Source organism: Anaerotignum sp. (genome assembly GCF_017483025.1).
GTDB lineage: Bacteria > Bacillota > Clostridia > Lachnospirales > Anaerotignaceae > Anaerotignum_A.
Genome location: NZ_JAFUMA010000089.1, coordinates 1 through 15338, shown reverse-complemented (window position 1 = coordinate 15338; position 15338 = coordinate 1). Strand labels below are relative to the sequence as shown.

The window sequence follows — 15338 nt, the reverse complement described above, 5'->3', positions numbered from 1 at the left end:
TTATAGCTGTTTTTGCATCTGTTTTGTCTGAGATACATAAATAGTCGAAAGATTAAAATAAAATTAAAATTGGTGTATACAATTTGAGATTTTCCTTGCTATTTTACAGACGGGTATGTATAATGGAACAACGATTTTTGAACGTGCAAGAAAGAAAGGAATAGAAACATGAGTGCAAGCGTAAGAAGCATGACCGGCTATGGACGCGGTGAGCATATCGCAGAGGAACGTAAATTCACGGTGGAAATGAAATCTGTGAACCATCGTTACAACGATATGACCATCAAACTGCCCCGTTCTCTGGCAAGTCTGGAAGATAAGATCAAAAAAAGAATCATGCGTGATGTATTCCGCGGCAAGACCGATGTTTACATCAGCTTTGAAACATTTTCCGCAGCCGATGTGGAAGTAAAACTGAACGAAACACTGGCAGCGGCATATATCGAAAAACTGAACCTGCTGGAAGAAAAATTTGGCCTGAAAGACGGCAGCAAACTGGAATTGGCGGCAAAATTCCCTGATATCATCACAGTGGAAAAGGCGCAGCAGGAAGAAGCGGTCATCTGGGAAGCTCTGGCTCCTGCTCTGGATGAAGCAGTGGAAAAATTCGTAGCCATGAGAACTGTGGAAGGCGAAAACCTGAAAAGGGACATCCTGCTGAAGGGCGAAAGAATTAAAACTCTGGTGGCAGAAGTCAAAGAACGCTCTCCTCTGGTGGTTGTGGAGTATCAGGAAAAGCTGAACAACAGACTGAAAGACCTCTTGGGCGGCGTGGATGTAGATCCTCAGAGAATCGCAACAGAAGTGGCAGTTTTTGCAGACAGAGGCTGTGTGGATGAAGAAGTGACCAGACTGGAAAGCCATCTGGTGCAGCTGAAGGATATTCTGGAAGGCGGCGGTCAGGTTGGCAGAAAACTGGATTTCCTGATCCAGGAAATGAACAGAGAATCCAACACGATTGCTTCCAAGGCAAATGATATCCAGATCGTGAAAGCGACTATCGAACTGAAGAGTGAAATCGAGAAGATTAGGGAACAAATCCAAAATCTCGAGTAACAACGAGAAGGGGATGTAAGAATTGAAAAAACAGGGTATTTTATTGATCATCTCTGGCCCTTCCGGTTCCGGCAAAGGGACCATCGTAGAACGTCTTTGCAAAAAGGATGATTTTTCTCTTTCCATTTCTGCAACGACAAGAAAACCCAGAGACTATGAAGAAAACGGGGTGCATTATTTCTTCCACACAAGAGAAGAATTCGAACAGATGAGAGACCGTAAGGAGCTGCTGGAATGGGCAGAATTTTGCGGGAACTATTATGGCACACCCAGAAAATATGTAACAGAGCAGCTGATGGCAGGGAATAATGTCATTCTGGAAATCGAAGTACAGGGCGCACTGCAGGTAAAGAAAATTTATCCTGAAGGCGTGCTGGTGTTCATGGTTCCCCCTAATCTGGAAGAACTGGGCAATCGCCTGACAAATCGCGGCACAGAGGATAAGGATACCATCAATATGCGCCTGCGCCGTGCGCTGGAAGAAATGGAACTGGTGGATGAATATGATTATCTGGTCATCAATGAAACGGTAGATCAGGCCACAGAAGACATTCTGACCATCGTGGAAGCAGAAAAAATGAAATGCAGCAGAAATAAAAATATCAAAAAAATTTTTAAAGGAGAGATGTAAAAATGTTGAGACCTTCTTATTCCGATATCCTGGATGTAATCACACAGGACGCTGAAGATATCACCATCGGCAGCAGATATACCATCGTTATTGCGGCGGCAAAAAGAGCAAGACAGCTGGTGGATCATGCTGATCCCATGATCGATAAAGTGGAAGTAGACAAACCCGTTTCCATCGCTGTTCATGAAATCCATGAAGGCAAACTGAAAATCCGTCAGGGTCAGCCCATTGTGGAAGATAAAGAAGTGACACTGGCAGAAGTTGACTTCGAAAGCATGGCAGAAGAAGCAGACGAACAGCTGCATCCTGCATATCGCAAGGCGCTGCTGGATGACGAAATCGAAGAAGTATAAGAAAAATCAGCCCGTATCCACGGGCTATTTTTATACAGAGTACAAAAAGGAGGTGAGAAATGATGTATGCAAAAGTTATCGTGGGGCTGAATAATCCGCAGATGGATAAGATGTTTGATTATGGCGTACCTGAGGGGATGAAAGTCCGTCAGGGTGTTCGCGTGATCGTGCCTTTTGGCAGCAGAAACAAGAAAGAGGAAGGATATGTCATTTCTCTCTCAGAAGAAACAGACGTACCTGAGGATAAGATCAAAAATATCCTCGAAATGCTGGATGAAGGGAAACCGACCTTTACACCTGAATTGCTGGAATTGGCGGAATGGATGCGGAGCAGATATTTCTGTACGCTGAATCAGTGTCTGCAGGCCATCATGCCTGCGGGAATCCGCACGAAAAGCAGTTGGGCCGTAAACCTGAAAGTGTTCGCTGGTGAAACAAAACTGACGCCGAAGGAAAAGCTTCTGGTGGATTATATCGGGGAGCGAAAGAATGTCCCTTTGGATGAAATTCAGGCAGAGTTCAGCGGGAGAATCTTGGATTTTCTGCGTAGGATGGAAGAAAAAGGCTTGCTGGAGATAAAACAGCAGCTTCGCCGCAGTGAATACAAAAAAGAGAAAAAATTGTATTCGCTGGATATGGAGCATCCTTTGCTGGAAGCGGCATGGAAAAAAGCGGAGAAGGATAAACGGCTGGAAGGGCAGCGTTTGATCCTGGAATATCTGCGAAATGGAGAAGAGGCCACAGCAGAGGAGCTGAAAGAAAAGTTTGGCATCACGGAATCCCCCATTAAGACGTTGTTGTGTAAAGGGATTTTGAAGGAAAGAAAACAGACCGAATTGAGAAATGTTTTCGATGCCGAAGACTACGAAAAGACAAAAGCCTTTGCACCTACAGCGGAACAGGCAGACGCACTGGCTGCCATCCGTGCGGAAATGGCAAAAGAAGAAAAACGACCTGTACTGCTTCATGGGATAACAGGCAGCGGAAAGACGGAAATTTATATGCAGATCATTGCTGATGTGCTGGCGAAGGGGCAGCAGGCTATCGTTCTGGTGCCGGAGATCGCTCTGACGCCGCTGATTCTGGAACGTTTCATTTCCCGCTTTGGCGATGCGGTCAGCGTGACTCACAGCCGCCTTTCCATGGGTGAGAGGGTTGACCAATGGAAAAAAGCGAGAGACGGAGAAATTTCTGTCATCATTGGCCCCCGTTCGGCGCTGTTTATGCCTTTCCAGAATGTAGGGGCCATCATCATGGATGAAGCCCACGAAAACAGCTATGTTTCCGATATTACACCCAAATATGATACCAGGGATGTAGCGGCGGAGGCGGCGAAGAAATATAACTGCCTGTTCCTGATGGGGACGGCAACGCCCGATCTGGTAAGTTATCATCGGGCAAAAGAGGGAGAATACCTCCTTCTGGAATTGAACGAACGAACTGGCGGCGGTACACTGCCCGAAGTTTTTGTGACAGATATGCGAAAAGAACTGGCGGAGGGCAATCGTTCTGCTTTCAGCAGAGAATTGCAGAAAGCTATCCGAGAAAATCTGCGAAAAGGCGAGCAGACGATGCTTTTCCTGAACCGCAGGGGCTATGCGACCTTCGTTTCCTGCCGCAGCTGCGGACATGTGATGACCTGCCCGGAATGTGATATCACATATACCTATCATGCGAAGGAAAACGCACTGGTCTGCCATTATTGCGGCAGAAGGGCGGATATTCCGAAGGTTTGTCCGGAGTGTGGTTCAAAATATATCCGTTATTTTGGGACAGGTACGCAGAAAATCGAAGAAGAAGCAAGAAAGCTGTTCCCTGAGGCTCGTATCCTGCGTATGGATTTAGATACGACCATGACGAAGCACAGCCACGAAAAAATACTGGAAGCCTTTGGCAAAGGCGAAGCCGATATCCTGATCGGTACCCAGATGATCGCCAAGGGGCATGATTACCCTAACGTGACGCTGGTGGGCATCATGGCGGCGGATTTATCCCTGAATGTGGATAGTTATACGGCTTCCGAAACAGGCTTCCGCCTGATGACACAGGCGGCGGGACGCGCAGGCAGAAGAGATGACCGCGGTCGCGTTTTCATTCAGACGTATCAGCCGGAGCATTATGCTGTGAAACATGCGGCTGATCAGGACTTTAAAGGCTTTTTTGAAGAGGAGATCCTGATGCGGCAGATGATGGGGTATCCTCCGTTCTCGGCGTTTTTCAGTATTCTCATCGTTGGGGAAGAAAAGAATGCTGTGGAAGTTGCGGCGCAGAAACTGGCGGTGAAACTGGCAAAGGCGGACGGCGAAGGCATTGCCACAATTTTAGGGCCTGTACCCGCGGCATTGGCGAAATTCCGTGGGGAATATCGCTGGCAGCTCATCATAAAGGCGGCAGAGGAAGAGGCTCTGCGGGAACTGGTGCTTCCTGTGGTGGAAAGCATGAAGAAGGACAGAAAATCGGACGTGAGATATCAGGTTTCTCTGAATCCCGTCAATATTGTATAAAAACGGAATTTATGATATAATTTTATATTGTATTTTAAGATATTTTTAAGAAGGAATTTTGAATTTGTTCAAATTTTGGAGATAGTATAGGAGGAAGGAACATGGCAATTCGTAATATTCGCATCAGTACAGATGAAGTGCTGAGAAAAATTTGCAAACCCGTGAAAGAAATCACACCTAACCTGCTGACATTGCTGGATGATATGGCTGATACCATGTATGAAGCAAACGGCGTTGGTCTGGCGGCACCTCAGGTGGGTATCCTGAAAAGAGTGGTAGTCATCGATATCGGCGAAGGTCTGGTAGAACTGATCAACCCCGAAATTCTGGAAACAAGCGGTTCTCAGATCGATGATGAAGGCTGCCTGAGCGTTCCCGGCAAATATGCACCCGTGGAAAGACCCAACTACGTAAAGGTGAAAGCCATGGACAGAGATGGCAACGAATTCATCATCGAAGGGGAAGAGCTGATGGCACGTGCTCTGTGCCATGAAATCGACCACCTGGATGGTATCCTGTATATCGACAAGGCTCTGCCCGTGGAAGAAGCATAAGGAGGAAATCCGATGAAAGTGATTTTTATGGGCACACCCGATTTTGCGGTGTATTCTCTGAAAGCTCTGCTGACAAAGCATGAGGTTGTTGCGGTTGTGACACAGCCCGACAAACCTAAGGGCAGAGGTAAAAAAATGCAGTTTACGCCTGTAAAGGAACTGGCGCTGGAACATGGCATCGAAGTGCTGCAGCCCATCAAGGTGAGAGAACCTGAAATGATCGAAAAACTGCGCAGCTATGGCGCAGATCTGATCGCGGTAACAGCTTTTGGTCAGCTGCTGCCTGAAGATATTTTGAATATGCCTAAATATGGCTGTATCAACGTACATGGCTCTCTGCTGCCCGAATACAGAGGCGCAGCGCCCATGCAGCGTGCCATTATTGACGGCAAAAAGGTAACAGGTATCACAACCATGTTCATGGCGAAAGGCATGGACACAGGCGATATGCTGCTGAAAACAGAAGTGGAAATTCTGCCTACAGATAATTTCGAAGATCTGCATGACAAAATGGCAGAAGCAGGGGCACAGCTCTTGCTGGAAACCATAGATGGGCTGGAAGCGGGCACCATCGAAAGAATTCCTCAGGATGACGCGCTGGCGACCCATGCACCAATGATCCATAAGGAAACAGGCCATATCGACTGGAGCATGAAAGGTCAGCAGATCATTGACCTGATGAGAGGGATGTATCCCGGTCACGGTGCATATGCGATTTTCGAGGAAGAACCTCTGAAGATGTTCTGGGCAGAAGCGGAAGCAAAAGACTATCCCGATGCTGCATATGGGGAAATCGTGGAAGTAACAAAGAAAGACTTTGCGGTGAAATGCGGCGACGGTATCCTGCGCATCAAGGAAGTGCAGGCCCGCGGCGGGAAGAAAATGGCGGCAGATGCATATCTGCGCGGCCATGCAATGAATACGGGCGTCCTGTTCCAATAAGATAGGAGGAACCAATTATGTATTACGGCTATGGTTATGGATACGGCATGGATCCCTGGTATATCCTGGTGATCATCGCGTTCATCTTCTCTATGGTGGCGCAGACAAAGGTATCCAGCACATTCAATAAATATTCCAGAGTAAGAAACAGAGCAGGTTTTACCGGCGCGCAGGTGGCGACACAGATGCTGCAGAATGCAGGCATTTATGATGTCAGCGTACAGCGTGTGGCAGGTAACCTGACAGACCATTACGACCCCAGAACAAAAACGCTGAGACTGTCTCAGAGTGTATATGATAGTACATCTGTAGCGGCGCTGGGCGTTGCGGCCCATGAAACAGGTCATGCCATCCAGCATGATGTGGGCTATGCACCACTGGCATTGAGAAGCTTTTTCGTGCCTCTGGCAAACTTTGGCTCTAAGCTGGCGATCCCTCTGATCATCATTGGGTTTATGTTCAGCGGCGGCGGCAGCACACTGGTGACACTGGGTATCCTGTTCTTCTCTTTGTCTGTAGCGTTTACGATCATCACACTACCTGTGGAATTCAACGCTTCCAGCAGAGCGATTCGTCTGCTGGTGGATGATGGCTTCCTGGACAGCGATGAGATTGGCGGTGCAAAAAAGGTGCTGAGTGCGGCGGCAATGACCTATGTTGCGGCGGCATTTGCGGCAGTGGCACAGCTTTTGAGATTGATCGCTATCTTCGGCAGAAGAGACGATTAAGAAAATGAAAGGCTAACCTTCGAAAGAGGGTTGGCCTTTTGGTGTTTTTATAGAAAGGCATTTAATGTAAGATTTTTTTGGTGGAAAATGGGGAAAAAAGGTTGAAAATATTGAAGGAAGGCGCTTTTTGTCGTATAATATTATGTTGAGATAGAATGACTTGGACGGAAGGAATGGAAAAAATGATCCAGATCAATCCCAGAGAAATCGCGGCGGAAGCCCTCATGGAAATCATGACGGAAGAAGCCTATAATAATATGACATTGAGAAGGCTGCTACGCCAGAATGGTGCTATGCCCAGACAGGACAGAGCCTTTGTAACGGAGATCGTAAATGGTACTTTGCGTAACCTCATCTACATCGACCACGTGCTGAATACTTTTTCCAAAACAAAAACGGAAAAGATGAAGCCCTGGCTGCTGGCGGTAATGCGTTCTGCGGTGTATCAGATGTATTTCATGGATGTGCCTGATTCTGCGGCATGTAACGAAGCGGTGAAACTGGCAGGAGTGAGAGGTTATGCTTCCCTGAAGGGTTTCGTCAACGGCGTTTTGCGTACAGCGGCGAAAAAGAAAAATGAAATTCCCCTGCCGGAAAAAGGCACTGCGGAATATCTTTCTGTTGCCTATTCCCATCCCCTGTGGCTGGTGAAAATGTGGGTGGCATATTATGGCTATGAAGAAGCAGAAAAAATCTGTGCTTTCGATAATCAGTCCCCTGATGTGACCATTCGTGTGAATACCCTGAAAACAAACAAGGCAGAATTGAAAGAGATGCTGGAAAAAGCAGGCGTGGAAGTAAGGGATGGCAAGGTTTCCGAGAATGCCCTGCACCTGACAAAAACAGCAGACCTGAGCAGACTGGAAGCCTTCCAGAAGGGGTTGTTTCATGTGCAGGATGAAAGCTCTCAGCTGGCGGTAAAAATCCTTGATCCCCAGAAGGGCGAAAGCATCATGGATATGTGTGCTGCCCCCGGCGGCAAAAGCTTTACAACGGCAGAAAAAATGGAAAATGCAGGAACTTTGGTTTCCTGTGATATATATGAGCATAAAATCGAACTGATGGAGGAAGGGGCGGAACGTCTCGGCATCAGCATGATGGAATGCAAAGTAAAGGATGCGGCGGAAAAAGAGGAAGAACATGAATTGTTTGACCGTGTGCTGGTGGATGCGCCCTGCTCCGGACTGGGGCTGATGCGCAAGAAGCCTGATATCCGCCTGAAAAAAGACGGTAACGAAATTGATAGCCTGACAGGTATCCAGAGAGAAATTCTCGAAAATGCGGCAGGCTATGTGAAACCCGGCGGCGTTCTGGTGTATAGCACCTGTACCCTGTGCCGCAAGGAAAATGAAAAAAATCTGGAATGGTTCCTGAAAAACCACCCCGAATTTGAAGCGGAGGATATCACAGATTTCCTGCCTGCAGATTGGAAGGTGGATACAGCGAAAAAAGGCTATATCACCTTGCTGCCCCATAAAACAGGAACAGACGGTTTCTTCATTTCCAGAATGAGAAGAAAGGATTAAGATATGGAAAAAATTGATATCAAATCCATGAATATAAATGAACTGGAAGACCTGCTGAAGGAATTGGGCGAGCCTAAATTCCGTGCAAAGCAGATTTTCGACTGGCTCCATGCCAAACAGGTGGACAGCTTCGAAGAAATGACGAACCTTTCCAAGGGGCTGAGAGAAAAACTTTCTGAAACAGCGTCTATCAACGGCGTGGAGATGGTTCGCAAACTGGTCTCCCAAATCGATGGAACAAGAAAATATCTCTTTGCACTTTCTGATGGTGCCATCATCGAAAGCGTATTGATGAAATATGAACATGGCAATACGGTCTGCATTTCCACACAGGTTGGTTGCCGCATGGGCTGCAAATTCTGCGCATCCACTTTGGACGGCGTGGAACGTGGCCTGACAGCGGGGGAAATGCTTTCCCAGATTTATGCCATCCAGAAGGACTGCGGCGAAAGAGTCCACGGCACGGTGCTGATGGGCAGCGGTGAGCCTCTGGATAACTATGATAACGTTGTGAAATTCCTGCGTCTCATCAATGATCCCAAGGGTCAGAATATGGGCCAGAGACATATCACCCTTTCCACCTGCGGTCTGGTGGAAAAAATCTACGATCTGGCGGAGGAAGATCTGCAGATCACACTGGCAGTTTCCCTGCATGCGCCAAATGACGGCATCCGCACACAGACCATGCCCATCGCAAAGGTCTACAGCATGGATAGATTGCTGCAGGCGTGCCGCGATTATGCGGACAAGACAAAACGCCGCATCACCTTCGAATATGCCCTTATTCACGGGGTAAACGACGGCGATGAGCATGCGTGGGAGCTGGTAAAGAAACTGAGAGATATGCTTTGTCATATCAATCTGATCCCTGTCAATGACGTAAAGGAAAGAAATTATGTAAAAAGTACCGCCGAGAGGGTGAAGCGTTTTGCTTCCATCCTGAATGAAAACGGCGTGGAAACGACCGTCAGACGTAAGCTGGGCAGCGACATCGACGCAGCCTGCGGTCAGCTGAGGCGGAGCCATATGAAAAACGAACAAAAGACAGAAGAGTAAAGAATTGAAAACGTTTGCCAAGGAGGTGGAGCAGCGTTGAAAGCAGTTGGGATGAGCGACATTGGAAAATGCCGCAAAAACAATGAAGATGCATATTATATTTCGGCAGGGGAAGACCCCGCAGAAAATCTATATCTGGTAGCCGATGGGATGGGCGGCTGTAATGCCGGCGAAGTTGCCAGCAGCAGCGCTATCGAAGCATTCCTGGTCCATTTCTGGAAGGAAATGCAGCATGCAGACAGCGAAGACGTGCTGGATCTGATGACGGGAGCTATGGCGGCTGCCAATCAGGAAGTATACAATAAATCTAATTCCGCAAGGGAATTTGCAGAAATGGGGACGACCATCGTTGCAGCGGCGGTAAGAGAAGATAAGGTGTATGTGGCCCATGTGGGGGACAGCAGAGCCTATCTTTTCCGCAAAAAAGAGATGATCCCTCTGACAACAGACCATTCTTACGTAATGGAATTGGTGAAGATGGGCAACATTACAAAGGAAGAAGCGGCGACCCACCCCAAGAGAAATGTGATCACCCGCGCCATCGGCATCAAAAATACTGTAGAAACAGATACGGCCATCCATCCTGTGAAAAAAGGCGATATCGTCCTGCTTTGCACAGATGGCCTTTCCGGTATGCTGAAGGATGAAGAAATGGCGAAAATTTTGAATAAACGCACCACTTTAGACAGAAAAGCAGCGATTTTGGTGGAAGAAGCCAATAAACATGGTGGGCATGATAATATTTCCCTGATTTTGGTTGAGATATAAGTAGGAGGTTAAATACTGATGTTATTGAATCCGGGTACTGTCCTGAGCGGCAGATACGAAATCATAGAGAAGATCGGTTCCGGCGGCATGGCAGTTGTTTACAGAGGCAGAGACAAAAAACTGGATCGTTATGTAACAGTGAAGGTTCTGCGCGAGGAATTCATCGGCGATGAAGAATTCATCGAACGTTTCCGCTCTGAAGCCTGTTCCGCGGCGAGACTGTCCCATCCCAATATTGTAAGAGCCTATGACGTAGGCGAGGATGGCGACATTAACTATATCGTAAATGAATATATCCATGGGGATACCCTGAAAAAGGCGATCAAGGAAAAGGCGCCTTTCGATTCCCGTTCTACCATCAATGTGGCGATCCAGATCGCTTCTGCATTGAGTCAGGCCCACAAAGCCCATATCGTACATAGAGACATCAAGCCCCAGAATATTCTGGTGGGGACAGATGGCGTAGTAAAGGTAACAGACTTTGGCATCGCCAGAGCGGCTACGGCATCCACAATGACGACAACAGCCAATGCAGCCGGTTCTGTCCATTATTTCTCCCCTGAACAGGCAAGAGGTGGCTATGTGGATGAAAAGAGCGATATCTATTCTCTGGGTATCACTATGTTTGAAATGATCACAGGGGTTTTGCCTTTCCAGGGCAACAACTCCGTAAGCATTGCCCTGATGCATATCAATGATGAATTGCCTGATATCCGTCAGTATAATCCAAACTGCACACGTTCTCTGGAAGGCATCATCAAGAAAGCGACCATGAAAAAAGCCGATGAACGCTATGCAAGCATTGATTTGCTGCTGGCAGATCTGATCCGCGCCAGAGCAGATATCACGGGGGCAGCAAAGGTGTCCCGTGAATCTGCAGAAAAGAAGGAAGTGGAAGCGGCAGGCGTTGCAGCCGGCGCAGCAGCCACAGCGGGGGCAGCTGCAGCAGCAGGTGCAGGCGTACGCATGTCCAGAAGGGCGGAAGCGGCAGCTAGACTGAGAGAAGCCCAGGAAAGGGCAGAAGCGGAAAAAGCGGCCCAGGCGGCAGTGGAAACGCCTCAGGAAACAAAACCTGCAGACCCCAAAGAACTGGAAATGATTCGTGCGGGGCAGAAGGCAGAGCCTGCGGAAGAAGTGCAGGAAGCCAAAGAAGCGGAAAAAGAAACTGCAGAGGATGATGGCGATGTTTATACACCTTTGGTTGGCTTTGAAAAATACAGCAAAAAGCTGAAAATGACGCAGATTTCCAAAGAGGATGATTATGAAAACGAGTATGTAGAATCTGCTCCCGTGAAAACAAGCAGACGCCCGGAAAGGGTGCGCAGAAACCCCAGAACAGAAGATGATTATGACAATGAACAGGACAGAAAAGCAGAGCGTAAGGTCATCATTGCGGCTGTGATCACGGCTCTGGTGCTGATCGGCATCATTTCTGCAGTGGGCATCAAATTCATGGGCGGCGGCTTTGGCGGCTTCATTGCCAGCGAAAAAAATATCGAAACACCTATGTTCATCGGTGTGCCCTATGAAGATGCAGTGAAGGCTGCAGAGGAAATGGGTATCATTCTGGTGGAAGAAGGGGAAGATTACAGCAGCTTCTATGATACAGGCTGTATCATCTATCAGTCCGTCAGTGAAGGCACCATGATCGGCGAAGGCACAAAGATCGGCGTAAAAGTCAGCCTGGGCCTGACGGAGGAAGAAATGCCTGATGTTGTGGGCAAGGATGAAAACGATGCCGTAGAAGCCATCATGCGCCTGGTTGGCGATGTGGTGAAGATTGAATATGTGAACGATCCCGAAGCCGATGAAATGGAAGTTATTGAACAGGAACCCGCAGCGGGCGAAGCTATCACAGCCAAGAGCCGTATCGTGCTGAAGGTCAGCAAGGGCGATGCTGCCAGCGGTGATGTAGTGGTGCCTAATGTAGTAAATGAAACAGAAAGCAGCGCAAGAGCTTCTCTGGAGGCAGTTGGTCTGGTGGTTGGCAACGTATCCTATGCAGCCAGCGATCGTGTGGCGGAAGGCCGTGTTATGACACAGACATTGTCTGCTGATTCTGAAGTGCCTGCAGGCAGCGTTGTGAACCTGGTGGTAAGCACAGGCGCAGGCCAGAATACGGATACATCTACGCCCTCTTCTAATACAAATCAGGGTACTGGCACGAAATATTTCACCATCAATGCACCCTCCGGCACCAGTGGTTCCGTATATGTGCGTGTGGTGAAAAATGATGCAGACGGTATGTATCCCATTGTGGATGAATATCGCGATGCTTCCGAATTCCCTTACAGCGTAGCAGTTACAGGTAAGGGCAGTGGTTCTGTGACATGCTATATCGACAATGTACAGCAGTGGTCTCAGAGTGTAAATTTTGCAGAATAAGGTGAAAAAATGCTGGAAGGCGTAATTTTAAAAGGAATTGGCGGTTTTTATTATATCGATACAGAAAACGGCGTTTACGAATGCCGGGCAAGGGGTATCTTCCGAAAGGAAGGTATCCGACCTACGGTCGGGGATGCGGTGCGTATTTCTGTGTTGGATGAGGAAAATAAGAAGGGCAGTCTGGATGAAATTTTGCCCCGAAGAAATGAACTGATCCGGCCCCGTGTATCTAATGTAGATCAGGCAGTCATCGTATTTGCGGCGAAAAGCCCTAATATGAACCTGGACTTGCTGGACCGCTTCCTGCTTCTTGCGGAAGAACAGGAACTGGATATCGTGATCGTGATCAATAAAATCGACAAGGATAAAAAAGAAAGATATCTGGAAGCGGCGGAAATGTATCGTAATGCAGGTTATCCTGTCATTTGCACCAGTGCGGAAAAAGGCATGGGCATTGAAGAGTTGCGCCATGCATTGGAAAATAAGATTTCTGTATTTGCAGGCCCCTCCGGGGTGGGCAAGAGCAGTTTGATCAATGCGGCATTCCCCGGTTTGGAACTGAATACTGGGGAGATCAGCGAAAAGATTCAGCGCGGCAAGCATACGACCCGCCATGCGGAACTGATCCAGATCACGGATAAGAGTTATATCGTGGACTCTCCCGGGTTCACATCCCTTTTCCTGACTCATATCCCTTCGGAAAAGCTGCAGTATCATTTCCGTGAATTTGCACCCTTCGTGCATAAATGCTATTACAATGGCTGCATCCATATCAATGAGCCCGATTGCGCCGTAAAGGCGGAGATCGGCGAAGTGATTGCGCAGATGAGATACGACAGATATGTGACCATATATAACGAACTTAAGGAAGAAGAAGAGAGGAGATTTTAAAATGAGCATCAAACTTTCCCCTTCCATGCTTTCCATCGATTTTGGCAAAGTAGCGGAACAGCTGAAACTGATCGAAGACGCAGGTACACCCTATATCCATCTGGATGTCATGGACGGCGTATTCGTTCCAAATATTTCCTTTGGTATTCCTGTGATCAAAAGCGTGAGAAAATACAGCAACATGGTTTTCGATGCACATCTGATGATCGTGGAACCTGAAAAATACATCGAAGATTTCCATAAAGCCGGTGCGGATATCATCACCATCCATGTGGAAGCAACAAAATATCCCATGGAAGTCCTCCATCAGATCAAGGCAACAGGATGCAAGGCAGGTATCACACTGAACCCCAGAACGCCTGTGGAAACAGTTCTGCCTTACCTGAAGGTGGTTGATGTGATCATGGTTATGACAGTAGAACCCGGTTTCGGGGGTCAGAGATTCATGGATAGTCAGCTTTCCAAGATCAGACAGCTGGCACAGTGGAAAAAGGAAATGGGTCTGCATTACGATATCGAAGTAGACGGCGGCATCACCATCGACAACGTGCGAGAGGTGCTGGATGCCGGCGCAACAGTAATTGTTGCCGGTTCTGCCGTATTCGGTAAAGATGATATTGCAGCGGCAGCGAAGAACTTCATGGAAGTTTTCAAGGAGTATGAATAACGATGAAAGTGATCATTTTTGCAGGAGCCAAGATCAATGATTACGGTTTCTGTGAGAACTATATGGACGGGGCGGATGCAGTCATCTGCTGCGATGCAGGCATGCGCCATGCGAAAGCGCTGGGCATTGACCCGGATTATATCGTGGGGGATTTCGATTCCACCAGTCCTGAAATCCTGGAATATTATAAGGCAAAGAATATCCCCATTCGTCAGTTCCCCACAAGAAAAGACGAAACAGATATGGAACTGGGTATCTTTCTGGCGCTGGAATTAGGTGCAACAGAGCTGGTGCTTTTTGGCGGTATTGGCGACAGATTTGATCATACCCTGGCCAATGCCCATTATCTGCTTTCGTTGCTGAAAAAGGGTGTGAGAGCCCGTCTGGTGGATGATAAGAACTGCGTGGAAGTCATTGATAAGCACCTGACGGTGGAAGGCAAGGTGGGCGATCTGGTTTCTACCATTCCCCTTTCTATGGAAGTGAAGGGCATCACCCTGAAGGGATTTTCCTATCCTCTGACAGATGCGACTTTAACGCTGGATGGCGACTATATTGCGGTCAGCAATGTGCTGGCAGAGGAAATGGCGACGATTGATATCAGTGAAGGATATCTCTTTGTTATTCAGTCAAAAGATTAAAAAAAGAGTCCGAAAGGACTCTTTTTTGATTGAACAAAATACACTTTTCTGCATAGGAATAAAGAAAGGGGGTGTCGGGATGCGCAGAAGATGCAACGGCGCGCCGATCAAATGGCTGGGCGGGGTGGTGTTGATTGCCATTGGTGTGGGCATGTTTCTGGCATGTCTGATTCCCAAATGTGTATTTTTGATCGGGGCGTTGCTGATCGGAGTGGGTATCTGGCTCATCAGCCAGCATAGAAGATGCTGAATCAAATAATCCGTAAAACGAAAAAAAGCCGTTCTTTTCATGAGAAAAGAATGGCTTTTGTCATTCGTTTGGAATTAGATTGCACGTGTGATTTTGTTGGAACGCATGCATCTTGTGCAAACGTAAATAGATTTGATGTTACCGTTGTCTTCAACGATTTTTACTTTCTTTACGTTGGGTTTCCATTTTCTATTCGCACGTCTAGATACCTGGGAACGTTCGATACTGATTCTATGACCTGTAATCTGGCCTTTTTCACAAATTGCACATTTAGCCATTTGTCTGCACCTCCTTAATCTCAAAGCCTATGTGACATAACAAAGATATTCTAGCAGAAAAGTCAACGTTTTGCAAGATAAATCATTCGAATTTTCGGATTTTTTTTC

At 47.5% G+C, this 15338-nt stretch carries 16 protein-coding genes; 15 read left to right on the top strand and 1 reads right to left on the bottom strand.

Annotated elements, in window-relative coordinates:
* Positions 1-168: 168 nt before the first annotated feature.
* From IJ369_RS07740 to IJ369_RS07670, 15 genes are all read left to right on the top strand, one after another.
* A complete protein-coding gene (locus IJ369_RS07740; protein ID WP_290717836.1) occupies positions 169-1056 on the top strand; it encodes a YicC/YloC family endoribonuclease in 888 nt (295 codons plus the stop codon).
* Between the two features lie 22 nt (positions 1057-1078).
* Entirely contained in the window at positions 1079-1687 is a 609-nt protein-coding gene (gene gmk, locus IJ369_RS07735; RefSeq protein WP_290717834.1) for a guanylate kinase, read from the top strand.
* 2 nt (positions 1688-1689) lie between these two features.
* Positions 1690-2040: a DNA-directed RNA polymerase subunit omega gene (rpoZ, locus tag IJ369_RS07730; protein WP_290717832.1), complete on the top strand. Its 351-nt coding sequence runs from the start codon at positions 1690-1692 to the stop codon at positions 2038-2040.
* Positions 2041-2099: 59 nt separating this feature from the next.
* The gene (gene priA / locus IJ369_RS07725; protein WP_290717830.1) at positions 2100-4544 is read left to right on the top strand and encodes a primosomal protein N'; all 2445 of its coding nucleotides are present in this window, start codon (positions 2100-2102) and stop codon (positions 4542-4544) included.
* A gap of 101 nt (positions 4545-4645) precedes the next feature.
* Positions 4646-5098: a peptide deformylase gene (gene def / locus IJ369_RS07720; protein WP_290717828.1), complete on the top strand. Its 453-nt coding sequence runs from the start codon at positions 4646-4648 to the stop codon at positions 5096-5098.
* Between the two features lie 12 nt (positions 5099-5110).
* On the top strand, positions 5111-6040 hold the full coding sequence (fmt, locus tag IJ369_RS07715) for a methionyl-tRNA formyltransferase (RefSeq protein WP_290717827.1): 930 nt from the start codon (positions 5111-5113) through the stop codon (positions 6038-6040).
* Positions 6041-6057: 17 nt separating this feature from the next.
* Positions 6058-6768 (top strand): zinc metallopeptidase, encoded by a 711-nt coding sequence (locus tag IJ369_RS07710; protein ID WP_290717825.1) that lies wholly within the window; start codon positions 6058-6060, stop codon positions 6766-6768.
* 173 nt (positions 6769-6941) lie between these two features.
* Positions 6942-8294: a 16S rRNA (cytosine(967)-C(5))-methyltransferase RsmB gene (gene rsmB, locus IJ369_RS07705; RefSeq protein ID WP_290717823.1), complete on the top strand. Its 1353-nt coding sequence runs from the start codon at positions 6942-6944 to the stop codon at positions 8292-8294.
* Positions 8295-8297: 3 nt separating this feature from the next.
* A complete protein-coding gene (gene rlmN, locus IJ369_RS07700) occupies positions 8298-9350 on the top strand; it encodes a 23S rRNA (adenine(2503)-C(2))-methyltransferase RlmN (RefSeq protein ID WP_290717821.1) in 1053 nt (350 codons plus the stop codon).
* A 36-nt stretch (positions 9351-9386) separates the two neighbouring features.
* Entirely contained in the window at positions 9387-10118 is a 732-nt protein-coding gene (locus tag IJ369_RS07695; protein ID WP_290717819.1) for a Stp1/IreP family PP2C-type Ser/Thr phosphatase, read from the top strand.
* An 18-nt stretch (positions 10119-10136) separates the two neighbouring features.
* Complete coding sequence (locus IJ369_RS07690; protein WP_290717817.1) at positions 10137-12503, top strand: protein kinase domain-containing protein; 2367 nt, start codon at positions 10137-10139, stop codon at positions 12501-12503.
* A gap of 9 nt (positions 12504-12512) precedes the next feature.
* Complete coding sequence (gene rsgA / locus IJ369_RS07685; RefSeq protein WP_330612975.1) at positions 12513-13394, top strand: ribosome small subunit-dependent GTPase A; 882 nt, start codon at positions 12513-12515, stop codon at positions 13392-13394.
* Between the two features lies 1 nt (position 13395).
* Positions 13396-14061: a ribulose-phosphate 3-epimerase gene (gene rpe / locus IJ369_RS07680; protein WP_290717815.1), complete on the top strand. Its 666-nt coding sequence runs from the start codon at positions 13396-13398 to the stop codon at positions 14059-14061.
* 2 nt (positions 14062-14063) lie between these two features.
* A complete protein-coding gene (locus IJ369_RS07675; RefSeq protein ID WP_290717813.1) occupies positions 14064-14702 on the top strand; it encodes a thiamine diphosphokinase in 639 nt (212 codons plus the stop codon).
* Positions 14703-14781: 79 nt separating this feature from the next.
* Positions 14782-14952: a hypothetical protein gene (locus IJ369_RS07670; protein ID WP_290717811.1), complete on the top strand. Its 171-nt coding sequence runs from the start codon at positions 14782-14784 to the stop codon at positions 14950-14952.
* A gap of 74 nt (positions 14953-15026) precedes the next feature.
* Here the strand turns inward: IJ369_RS07670 and rpmB are convergent, their stop codons facing one another.
* Positions 15027-15230 carry a 50S ribosomal protein L28 gene (gene rpmB / locus IJ369_RS07665; RefSeq protein ID WP_290717809.1) on the bottom strand — a complete coding sequence of 68 codons (204 nt, stop codon included), beginning with the start codon at positions 15228-15230 and terminating at the stop codon, positions 15027-15029.
* Positions 15231-15338 lie beyond the last annotated feature (108 nt).